An 11,163-nucleotide genomic window follows, 5' to 3' on the forward strand; every position below is an offset into this window, starting at 1 on the left:
CCGGTCGAAAATCCGATCGTGCACCACCCTACGGAGGGTACCGAGTCGTGCGTATGCTGTCGTGTCATGGGGGACGGAAACAGACGCGCCGTCACATTCACAGCCCAGGAGGGGAGTTGGCGGGTACGCATCCTGGATGAGCGCAAGGCGGTGCTGGGCGCCGGCGTCCTGCTGGGCCGCGGCACCGTACTGACCTGCGCCCATGTCGTACCGCCCGACAGCCCCGTGCTGGTGGACCGGGTGGGCGCACCCGGCCGGCCGGTGCGCGCCCGGGTGATCGACGGCTGCTGGATCCCGGAGGAGACCGACCAGTACGACGACCCCGGCGGGGACGTGGCTCTGCTCGCCCTGGACACCCCCCAGCCGCCCGGATGCGGCGCCGTGCTGCACCGGGTGGTGCCCACCATCGGCCGGGCCGTCAGCATGTACGGCCATCCGCGGCGGTTCGACGGAGGAGTGCTGTTCCGCGCCGAGATCGCCGGCCGCGTCGGCCGCGACGGGCGGGTGCAGATGTTCCCCCGCACCCCGCAGGAGGTGGTCCGGCCCGGTTTCAGCGGCGCGGGGGTCACCGACAACGAGACCGGCCGGGTGATCGGCATCGTGGTCAACCGCTACCGCGGCAGCGACGGGCTGTGCCTGTCGTACATGATCCCCACCGAGACCGTGCTGCGTCATCTGCCCCGGGTACGCACCTGGGCGCACGGCCCCTCCGCGGTGGACGCGGCCCTGGTCCGCTCCGGCGACCAGGAGACCGCCGACTCCTCCTTCGCCGAACGGCTGGCCCACTGGCTGGACGGCGGCGGCCCGGCCGTGCGGATCAGCACGGTACGGCCCGGCGACGAGGACCGCACCCGCGCGCTGCACCGCGCGATCATGCACGCCGACCGGGAACTGGCCGGCCGGGGCGGGGTCCGCCGCCCGGCCGCCGGCTCCGCCGCGGTACCCGCCGTGGGCAGCCTCGACCTGGCCGTGGACGCGGCACGGCGCAGCGTCCCCTCCATCGCCGCGCAGCTCGAGGAGCGCCTCGGCCTGGCGGCCGCCGCCGGACCCGAGGACCACGGCGCGGCCCCCACCCGCGTCCTGGACCGCATCCGCGCCGCCGAGGTGCCGCTCACCGTGGTCGTGGACGGCGTGGACGACGCCCCCGACCCACCGGCCCTCCTCGAACTGCTCGGGACGCTCGCCGAGCGCAACTGCCGACTGCTGCTGATCCTCCACGGCACCGGCTCCCCCGAGGTGAACCGCGCCGTGCTGGAACTCGCCGCCCGGCCGCGGCTGGCCCGCCTCTCCGCGCTCCTGGACGACATCACCGGCCGCGCCCAGCAGCAGCTGGCGGACCGCTGCGCCTGGGTCGACGCCGACATAGGAGAGGCCACCCGGGCGCTCACCCGGGCCCACGCCCTGCGCAGCCACCTCGACGCGCTGCGCGGCACCCGCCCGGGCGGCGAACCGCTCCCACCGCCGTCCCCGCCCGAACTGGACGCCATGGAACGCACCGCCGAGCGGGCCCTGGCCAGGGTCGAGGAGGCCATCGGGCGGCTCGACCGGCACATCGCCCGCTGCGAGGTGCTGCGCGGCAGGCTCCGCCCGTACCAGGCGATGCTCGCCGAACGCGGCGCCGCCGAGCAGCCCGCCGTGGAGTCCCTCTACCGCCGGGCCCGTGAGCTGCTGTGGCACCTGCCCTGCGATCCGGTGCAGGCGGAGGAGGCGGTCGACCGGTACACCGAGGCGGTACGGAGCTGGATCGGCGCCGCCCCGGGGGAGGAGACGCCATGAGCAGACCCTGCGGCCGGGACGGCTGCGCGGGGGTCGTCACCGGCAGCGGCTACTGCGGCACCTGCGGACGGGCCCCCGCTCCGGACCAGCCCGCAGCCCGCCCGCCGACGGCACTCCAGCCCCCGCCGCGGCCGCTGCGGCTCTCCACCCTGACCTCCTCCCAGGGGACGGGCTCCTCCGAGGGGACGGGCCTGCCCCCGCTGCCGGTGGTGGAACTGCCCGACCCGTCCGTCCTGGTGATCAGCGACCCCGGCCCGCCGCCCGGCGGCCGCCAGTGCGGCAAGGACGGCTGCACCTGGCCGGTCGGAGTCGGCTACAAGGGCCGGCCCGCCGCCAAGCGGGGCTTCTGCGGCCGCTGCGGCCACCCGTACGACTTCTCTCCGCGGCTGCGCCCCGGAGACGTCCTGGACGACAAGTACCGGGTGCTGGGCCCGCTGGCGCACGGCGGCCTCGGCTGGATCTACCTCGCCCGCGACACCGTGCTCGACGACCGCCTGGTCGCGCTCAAGGGCGTGATCAACGTCAATGACGCCGCCGCCCGGCGGGCGGCCGAGGAGGAACGCCGCCACCTGGTGGCGCTGGACCACCCCGACATCGTCCGGATCCACAGCTTCGTCACCCACCGCCCGCCCGGCGAGGTGCCCACCGACTACATCGTCATGGAGTTCGTCGGAGGCCGGACGCTGCGGCAGCTCGCCGACCCCGCCGAACAGCGCTCGGCACTCGGCGGCCGGCTGCAACTGGAGCACGTCGTCGGCTACGGCTGCCGCATCCTCGACGCGCTGGAGCACCTGCACCGCCGCGGGCTGCTCTACTGCGACATGAAGCCCGAGAACGTGATCCACCACGGCGACCGGGTGAAGGTGATCGACCTCGGAGCGGTACGCCGGGCCGACGACCGGGACTCCGCACTGGTCACCACCCCCGGCTACGCCCCCGAGCCGCCGGAGGGCACCGCGGGAGGCTGGACCGCCGCCTCCGACCTGCACACCGTCGGAGTCACCCTGCGCGACCTCTCACGCGCGGCCGAGCCGCGCGGCGAGGAGGCCGGCGCCGTCTCCTTCCGGCGCGTCGTGCAGCGAGCCACCCAGGCCGACCCACGGGCCCGCTTCGGCTCCGCGGCCCAGATGGCGCTGCAGCTCCGCGGTGTACTGCGCGAACTGCGGCCGCCGGGCGCCGGTCAGGACCACCCGGAGCCCTCCGCCCTCTTCGCCCCCGGCGCGGCCCTGCTGGACGCCGGCCTCGGCGCCGTCCCGCCGCTCAGCGACTGGACCGGCCGCCACCTCCAGGACCCGCCGCCGGACACCGGCCGCCCCACCGCGGCGCAGGTCGCGGCCGGACTGCCGGTACCCCACCCGGACCCGGACGACCCGGCGGCCGCCCAGGTCACCGCCCTCGCCCAGGCGGACGACCCACGGCGGCTGGCCGAGCAGCTCGCCGCCCGGCGGCACACCCCGGAGAGCGCCCTGCAGCTCTGCCGGGTCCATCTGGAACTGGGCGGCCTCCCGGAGGCACAGCACTGGCTCGGCACCGCCGCCGCCCTGGTCGACGCCCAGGACCCGCAGCCCGGGGACACCACCGGGCAGCAGGCCGCCTCCGCGTACGACTGGCGGATCGCCTGGCACCGCGCGCTGCTCGCGCTGGCCGGCGCCGATCCGTCCCCCGGGCGGTCCGCCGAGGACGCCGAGGCCGATCTGTCGGCCGCCGAGCGGCACTTCGACTCCGTCTACACCGCGCTTCCCGGCGAGACCGCACCCAAGCTCGCCCTCGGTTACTGCGCCGAGCGGCGGGGCGACGTCAAGAGCGCCGCCCGCCACTACGACGCGGTCTGGCAGCGCGACCGCTCGCAGGGCAGCCCCGCCTTCGGCCTGGCCCGTATCCACCTCGGCGCCGGGGACCGCGGCCGGGCCCTGGACGTGCTGGACGCGGTACCCAGGTCCTCCCTGCACCACGACGCCGCCCGCATCGCCGCGCTGCGGATCATCGCCGGACGCGGCGCGGGCGGCCCGCAGAGCGGAGCCGACCTCGGCGAGGCGGCCCGCCGGCTGCGGGCCCTCTACCTGGACGGCGGCTCCCCGACCGGCCACGCCAGGGAGCGCCTCACCGCCGAGATCCGCGAGACGGCCCTGGAGTGGATCGGCGACCGGCCGCCGCCGGACCCCGGGCCGGGCAGCGAGGAGCTGTTCGGCGCCGCGCCGCTCACCGCGGACGGGCTGCGGCGGCTGACCGAGCGCTCCTACCGGGAGCTGGCCGCGCAGGCCGCCACCGAGGCCGAGCACGGGGCCCTGGTGGACCGGGCCAACGCGGTGCGGCCGATGACCCTGACCTGACGGACAGCCGACGGGGAGCAGCAGATGAGCACACCGGCCGACCGGCCCGGCGTTGAACTGACCATCCATCAGGACGAGTACCACCAGGCCGGTCCCGGCCGCCGCGACATCCAGGCCGTGGTGTCGGTCACCGTCACCGGAGTGCGGCCGGTCCCCGCCTCCGCCGCCGAGGTGGTGGTCATCGACTGCTCCGAGTCGATGAGCTGGCCGCAGTCCAAGATCGAGGCGGCCCGCCGGGCCACCGCGGCCGCGGTCGGCCTGCTGCGCGATGGAACCCGCTTCGCCGTCGTCGAGGGCACCGACAGCGCCCGGGTGGTCTACCCCCGTTCGCCCTCCCTCGCGGTGGCCGGCGCCGGAACCCGCGCCGAGGCCGTCGCCGCCGTCCGGCGACTGCGCCCCGGCGGCGGCACCGCCATGGGCACCTGGCTCACCCTCGCCCGCGAACTGCTCGAACAGGCCCCCGGCGGGATCCGCCATGTCCTGCTGCTCACCGACGGCAGGAACGAGACCGAGCCGCCCGGCCGGCTGCAGCAGGTCCTCGCCGCCTGCGAGGGCCGCTTCACCTGCGACGCCAGGGGCATCGGCGACGGCTGGGACGCACGGGAGCTGGGCGGCATCGCCACCCGGCTGCACGGCACCGCCGCGGTGGTGCTCCAGGACGCCGACCTGGAGGCGGAGTTCACCGGCATGATGCGCGCCTCCCTGAGCCGGGCGCTGCCGGACCTCAGGCTGCGCCTCACCCCCCTGCCCGGGGTCACCCTCCGCTACCTCAGACAGGTCCACCCCACCGAGGTGGACCTCACCGCCGCCGGCCGCCCGGCCGGCGAACGGGCCGTGGAGTTCCCCACCGACCCCTGGGCCAGCGAGACCCGCCACTACCAGCTGTGCCTCACCGCCGACCCGGACGGCCGGCCCCGGGACGAGCGGCTGATGCTCGCCGATGTTCAGCTGACGTCGGGGGACACCGCAGGACCGGAGCTGCCGCCCCCGGCACCCGTCCTGGTCCGCTGGACCGACGGGGCCCAGCTCTCCGCGCCCAACCCGGTCAGCGTGCACTTCTCCACCCACGGCAGGCTCGGCGAGGCCGTCGCCGACGCGTACCACGCCCACCGGGAGGGCGACCGGGCCCGGGCCGAGGCCGTACTGGACCGGGTCCTGCGCCTCGCCCACCAGCTGGGCGACCGTTCGACCCTGGACGTCCTGGCGGACCTCCTGGTGTCCACGGAACCCGACGACGGACCCGCCCGCCTGCGGGAACGCTTCGACCGCCGGCACTTCGACCGGCTGCTGCTGAGCAGCCGCCACAGCGCCCCGGTTCCCGACGGCGCGCCCCTTGCCGAAGCCCACTCCCAGCCGCCCGGCCCCGACCTGACCTGCCCCGTCCCGGACTGCGGGACGGTGTCACCGCCCGGATCGGCCTTCTGCTGGGCCTGCGGCACCGCCCTGCGGGAGGCCCGATGAGCACCACCCGGCGCTCCCTGGTCCGCAGGCGGTCCGTCCTGCTCTGTCTCACCGCCGCGGCCGTGCTGCTGCAGCTCGCCGCCTACACGGCGGTGCACGGCGACTCCCGGCCGCTGCGCGACGGCACCGCTCCGGCGATCCTCGACGTCGCCGCCGCGGAGTCCTCCCTGTACCTGGCCGACCGCGCCGCCGCCGAGAGCCTGCGCGACTCCGGCACCGCCTCCCTGGTCGGCACCGGCGAGGAGTACCGCACCCAGATCTCGGCGGCCGGGGAGAACCTGGCCCGGGCCGCCGAGGGCAACGTCGCCGGGGAACCGGGACTCCAGACCCTGCACACGGTGAACGGCCTGGTCTCCACCTACACCACCTGGATCGAGAGCGCCGACCAGGCCCAGGGCGACGACCGGCTGCGCACCGCCTATCTGGCGTACGCGGACAGCACACTGCGGCGGCAGGACAGCGGCATCCTCGCCCGGCTGGACACCCTGCAGACCGAGCAGCGCCGGGTGCTCGCCCGCGAGGTGTCCTTCGGGCCGCTCGAACGGCTCTGGTGGGCGGCCACCGCCGCCGCCTTCGCCGCTCTGGGCTGGGTACTGGTCACCACCCAGCTCCACCTGCGGCGCCGCTTCCGGCGACGGTTGAACCCCTGGCTGCTGGCCGCCACCGCGCTGGTGCTGGTGCCGGTGCCGCTGGCCGTCTTCACGGCCCAGGTCCACGGCGCCATGCAGCGCTCGGCGCGCAGCCTGGAGCGGGTGGTCGCCGACGAGCGGCCGACGGGGAGCGCCGCCGCGGACGACTCCGACCTGCTCGGCCGCCGGATCAGGGACACCACGCAGGAGGTGCGGACCTACCTGGGCGGCGCCGCCTGGCGGGCGGACCTCACCGTGGGGATACCCCTGGCCGGGGTACTGATCGGCGCCCTGGTCGTGGCGGGGATGCAGCCCCGCATCGCCGAGTACCGGTTCGGCCGCCGATGAGGACCGGGCCGATGAGGACCGGGCCGATGACCACGGGACCGGCGACGACGGGGCCGGCCGACCCGGCCGGGACGACGGTCCGGACCAGGACGGTGACCGCCGCGGTGGTCGGCCTCTGCCTGGTGCTCACCGCCGCCCTGGGCATCACCCTCTACTCCCGGACGGCGGGCGGCAGCGTCAGCCTGCTCGCTTCCTGGACCGGCGAGGAGGAACGGGTCTTCCGCACCGTCCTGGACGCCTTCACCGCCGACACCGGCATCCGCGTCGACTACCAGGGCAGCAGCGCCCAGCGGGAGATCCTGCTCGGCGAGGTGCAGGCCGGCACCGAACCCGACATCGCGGTCCTCCCCAGCCCGGGCGAACTCGCCGACTACGCACTGGCCGGGCACCTCAGACCGCTGGGCTCCGTGCTGGGCACGGAGGAGCAGCAGTACAGCGCCACCTGGATCCCCCGGCTCACCGTCGGCGGCCGCCAGGACGTCTACTGGGTACCGGTGAAGGCCGATGTGAAGAGCCTCGTCTGGTACGACACCCGGCGCTACCCCGGCCGGCCGCGCGACCGGCTCGCACCGCTGGTCACCCGAGGCGGCCAGTGGTGCGTGGGCATGGGCAGCGACGCCACCTCGGGGTGGCCCGGCACCGACTGGATCGAGGACATCCTGCTCCAGCAGGCGGGCCGGGACACCTACCAGGCCTGGGCCACCGGCACCGGCAGCTGGACCTCCTCCGCCGTCCGCCGGGCCTGGCAGACCTGGCACGACCTGCTGACCGGGTCCCGTACGGCCGCCGTCCCGGAGGCGGTGCTCACCACCGACTACCGGGACGCCGGCAGGGGCATGTTCGCCGCCCGGCCGACCTGCGCCCTGGAACACCAGGCCTCCTTCATCCGCGCCGGGTACCCCAGGACGGGCGGCCACCCCGGGGTCCCACGGGGCGACTTCCTGCCGTCCTCCGAGCTGATCCCGCACGCTGACCGCGCCGCAGGCGCCCGCGAGGTCTCCGGGGACCTCGCGGGGATGTTCCGCGACACCCCGCAGGCCCGGCGGCTGATGACCTATCTGGCCTCCGCCGCGGCCCAGCAGGCCTGGGCCGAGAACACCGCGGCCGACCAGATCCGCCCGCTGTCCGTCAACACCCGGGTGCCCTCGTCCGTCTACCGCACCGACCCGGTGACCACACATGTCGCCCAGGCCCTGCGCGCCCCCGGGACCACCTGCTACGACGCCTCCGACGCCATGCCCCCGGCGATGCGCGACGCCTTCCAGCGCGGAGTGCTGGAGTACCTCGCCGGCTCCCGGCCGCTGGACGACCTGCTCGCCCGGCTGGACCACATCCGCACCTCGGTGCCCCGCACCCAGTGGCTCCCGTCGGTGTGCAGCTGACCGCCGGGCCCCCGAGGGGACGCCTCAGTGCGGGCTGGCCTGGGGCCGCTCGTCCACCGCCGCGTTGTACGCCGCCACCTGGGCCCGCCGCGTGGTGCGCTCCAGGGGCCGCAGCACCTCGTTACGGGCCGCCATCTCCGAGGCGCTCACCGCGGCCCCGTGCCCGCCCGAGGCGATCGTCAGCAGCGCCGAGATCCGCTGCGCGGACTCCAGCACCCGCACCGCCCGCGGCGGATACCCCGGTGCCAGCAGCTCCCGGTGGCCACGCCGCCGGTACGACTCCAGCGCCCGCAGCGCCTCCGGGCCCGCCCCGGCGACATCCATCCGGGCCAGCAGCGCCGTCGCCTCCCGCAGGCCCTCGGCCAGCTCCCGCTCGGCCTCCCGTAGGGTCGGCACATCGGCCGGTGGCGCCTCCCGTACGGGTGAGCAGCGCCACAGCACCGTGACCGAGCGGTCCCCGGGCGGCCCGTACCACTCCACCTCGGGCACCAGGCCCAGCGCCGGGCCGCCGGCCGTCAGCGCCGCCTGTCCGGCCGCCATCGCCTGCTGGTTGAAGTCCGCCGGTCCGGTCAGGCCCAGGGGGTGGCCGGGCACCGGCAGCGCCAGGCGGAAGCCGGACACCCCCAGCGCGCGCAGCCGCCCCAGCGCCCAGGTGAGCGCATGGCGCTCCTCCGGCCCGTCGCCGGGCAGGCCCGCCACCCGGTGGGACTCGTCACGGCCGACCACGGCGGCGGCGGCGTCGTCCGGCGGGGCATGGCCGCTCAGCAGGGCATTGCCCCAGGCGGTCAGCCGTCCGGCACGGGTCTCCGCATCCAGGTTCTCGTCACGCACCGGACCAGCCTACGGACAAGGCCGTCATCCGCGTGGCGTAGGTTTGGTCCGTGCTCCGCGCGGCGCGCGCGGCGAAGTCGACACGAGTGGACCGCACCCCTGGATCCGCCCCCGGATCCACTCGGGGAGGGCCGTATCCGATATGGGGAAGGCGTACGCATGAGCGACGTTCTCGAGCTGGTGGACGTATCCGTGGTCCGCGACGGCCGCGCGCTGGTGGACCAGGTGTCCTGGTCGGTCGCCGAGGGCGAGCGCTGGGTCATCCTGGGCCCCAACGGAGCGGGCAAGACCACTCTGCTGCAGATCGCCTCCAGCTACCTCTTCCCGACCAGCGGCACCGCCGCGCTCCTCGGTGAGAAGCTCGGCTCGGTCGACGTCTTCGAGCTGCGTCCCCGGATCGGCACCGCGGGCGCCTCCATGATCGACAAGCTGCCTCGCCGCCAGACCGTCCTGGACACCGTGCTCACCGCCGCCTACGGCATGACCGCCCACTGGCGCGAGCAGTACGACACCTCCGACGAGGCCCGCGCCCTCGCGCTGCTGGACCGGCTCGGCATGGGCCACTTCCGCGACCGCCGCTTCGGCACCCTCTCCGAGGGCGAGCGCAAGCGGACCCTGATCGCCCGCGCCCTGATGACCGACCCCGAGCTGCTGCTGCTGGACGAGCCCGCGGCCGGCCTCGACCTGGGCGGCCGCGAGGACCTGGTCCGGCGCCTCGGCGCCCTCGCCCAGGACCCTTACGCGCCGTCCATGGTGATGGTCACCCACCATGTCGAGGAGATCGCGCCGGGCTTCACGCACGTGCTGATGATCCGTCAGGGGCGGGTGCTGGCCGCCGGTCCCATCGACACCGAGCTCAACGCCCGCAACCTCTCGCTCTGCTTCGGGCTGCCGCTCACCCTGGAGCGCCGCGGCGACCGCTGGACCGCCCAGGGTCTGCCGCTCACCTGACCTCGCGTACCGTCCCGCGCACCCCGGCCGCCCGCCGCACGACGGGCGGCCGGATTCTCCCCATCGACCTGCGGAAACCGTTCCACGCCCGGCAGTTGCTCCCTAGGATGGAGTGGTGGACAGCTGGGTGTGGTGGCTTGTCGTCGCCGTGGGTCTGGGCATTCCGCTGGTGATCACCGCGATGCCGGAGTTCGGCATGTTCGCGGTGGGAGCCCTCGCCGCCGCGGGCGCCGCGGGGCTCGGCACCGGCGTGGTGGCCCAGTTCATCGTTTTTGTCGCGGTCTCCGTGGCCCTGCTGCTGGTGGTGCGGCCCATCGCCTACCGCCACCTCAGGCAGGGACCCCCGGTGCGGATGGGCATCGAGGCGCTCAAGGGCGCCAGCGCCGTCGTCCAGGAGCGGGTCGACGACCAGGGCGGCCGGATCAAGCTCAACGGCGAGATCTGGTCGGCCCGCGCGCTCAACCCCGGCACCGTCTACGAACCCGGCCAGCAGGTGGATGTCATAGAGATCGAGGGCGCGACCGCCCTCGTCGTGTAGGGAGAGCGTGTTGGAACCCGTCCTCATCGTCCTGGTCATCCTGGTGGTGCTGGCCTTCATCGCACTGATCAAGACGATCCAGGTCATCCCGCAGGCCAGTGCCGCGATCGTCGAGCGCTTCGGCCGCTACACCCGCACGCTCAACGCAGGGCTCAACATCGTGGTGCCGTTCATCGACACCATCCGCAACCGCATCGACCTGCGCGAGCAGGTCGTCCCGTTCCCGCCGCAGCCGGTGATCACCCAGGACAACCTGGTGGTCAACATCGACACCGTCATCTACTACCAGGTCACCGACCCGCGCGCCGCCACCTACGAGGTCGCCAGCTACATCCAGGCGATCGAGCAGCTCACCGTCACCACGCTGCGCAACATCATCGGCGGCATGGACCTGGAGCGCACGCTGACCTCCCGCGAGGAGATCAACGCGGCGCTGCGCGGCGTCCTGGACGAGGCCACCGGCAAGTGGGGCATCCGCGTCAACCGCGTCGAGCTCAAGGCCATCGAGCCGCCCACCTCCATCCAGGACTCGATGGAGAAGCAGATGCGCGCCGACCGCGACAAGCGCGCCGCCATCCTCACCGCCGAGGGCACCAAGCAGGCCGCCATCCTCACCGCCGAGGCCCAGGCCGCGGTGCTGCGCGCCGACGGTGAGGCCGCGGCCATCCGCACCGTCTTCGAGTCCATCCACGCGGGCAACCCCGACCAGAAGCTGCTGGCCTACCAGTACCTGCAGACCCTTCCCAAACTCGCCGAGGGCGACTCCAACAAGCTCTGGATCATCCCCAGCGAGGTCGGCGAGGCCCTCAAGGGACTCGGCGGCGCCTTCGCGGGCTTCGCCGGCGGCCCCACCGGCAACGGCCACCAGCCGGCCGGCCCCACCCCGCCCGCCGACCGCGACAAGGGCGCCGCCCGCC

The 11,163-nt window shown here is 74.9% G+C and carries 9 protein-coding genes; 8 read left to right on the forward strand and 1 reads right to left on the reverse strand.

Features of this window, described 5'->3' with window-relative positions:
- Window positions 1–66: 66 nt before the first annotated feature.
- Genes AOK09_RS15485 through AOK09_RS15505 form a run of 5 tightly spaced genes read left to right on the forward strand, consistent with a single transcriptional unit; the run spans window position 67 to window position 7,926 of the window.
- Entirely contained in the window at window positions 67–1,776 is a 1,710-nt protein-coding gene (locus tag AOK09_RS15485) for a S1 family peptidase (protein WP_079063091.1), read from the forward strand.
- Complete coding sequence (locus tag AOK09_RS15490; RefSeq protein ID WP_055587772.1) at window positions 1,773–4,106, forward strand: serine/threonine-protein kinase; 2,334 nt, start codon at window positions 1,773–1,775, stop codon at window positions 4,104–4,106. Before AOK09_RS15485 ends, AOK09_RS15490 begins: the two co-directional genes overlap by 4 nt.
- Window positions 4,107–4,130: 24 nt before the next feature.
- Entirely contained in the window at window positions 4,131–5,567 is a 1,437-nt protein-coding gene (locus AOK09_RS15495; protein WP_063795961.1) for a VWA domain-containing protein, read from the forward strand.
- Window positions 5,564–6,544 (forward strand): hypothetical protein, encoded by a 981-nt coding sequence (locus AOK09_RS42120; protein ID WP_055587773.1) that lies wholly within the window; start codon window positions 5,564–5,566, stop codon window positions 6,542–6,544. Before AOK09_RS15495 ends, AOK09_RS42120 begins: the two co-directional genes overlap by 4 nt.
- A 26-nt stretch (window positions 6,545–6,570) precedes the next feature.
- The gene (locus tag AOK09_RS15505) at window positions 6,571–7,926 is read left to right on the forward strand and encodes an ABC transporter substrate-binding protein (RefSeq protein ID WP_055587774.1); all 1,356 of its coding nucleotides are present in this window, start codon (window positions 6,571–6,573) and stop codon (window positions 7,924–7,926) included.
- Between the two features lie 24 nt (window positions 7,927–7,950).
- Here the strand turns inward: AOK09_RS15505 and AOK09_RS15510 are convergent, their stop codons facing one another.
- Window positions 7,951–8,757 carry a hypothetical protein gene (locus AOK09_RS15510; protein ID WP_407675405.1) on the reverse strand — a complete coding sequence of 269 codons (807 nt, stop codon included), beginning with the start codon at window positions 8,755–8,757 and terminating at the stop codon, window positions 7,951–7,953.
- Between the two features lie 159 nt (window positions 8,758–8,916).
- Here AOK09_RS15510 and AOK09_RS15515 point away from each other — a divergent pair, with 159 nt between their 5' ends.
- The 3 genes from AOK09_RS15515 to AOK09_RS15525 all read left to right on the forward strand — a co-directional run.
- Window positions 8,917–9,708, forward strand: coding sequence for an ABC transporter ATP-binding protein (locus AOK09_RS15515; RefSeq protein WP_055587775.1), 792 nt, complete (start codon window positions 8,917–8,919; stop codon window positions 9,706–9,708).
- Between the two features lie 115 nt (window positions 9,709–9,823).
- Window positions 9,824–10,246 (forward strand): NfeD family protein, encoded by a 423-nt coding sequence (locus AOK09_RS15520; protein ID WP_245687304.1) that lies wholly within the window; start codon window positions 9,824–9,826, stop codon window positions 10,244–10,246.
- Between the two features lie 10 nt (window positions 10,247–10,256).
- Window positions 10,257–11,163 (forward strand): SPFH domain-containing protein (locus AOK09_RS15525; protein WP_055587777.1); only part of this gene is annotated, 907 nt, incomplete at its 3' end.

The sequence above is a fragment of the Peterkaempfera griseoplana genome (assembly GCF_001418575.1).
Classification (GTDB): Bacteria; Actinomycetota; Actinomycetes; order Streptomycetales; family Streptomycetaceae; genus Peterkaempfera; species Peterkaempfera griseoplana.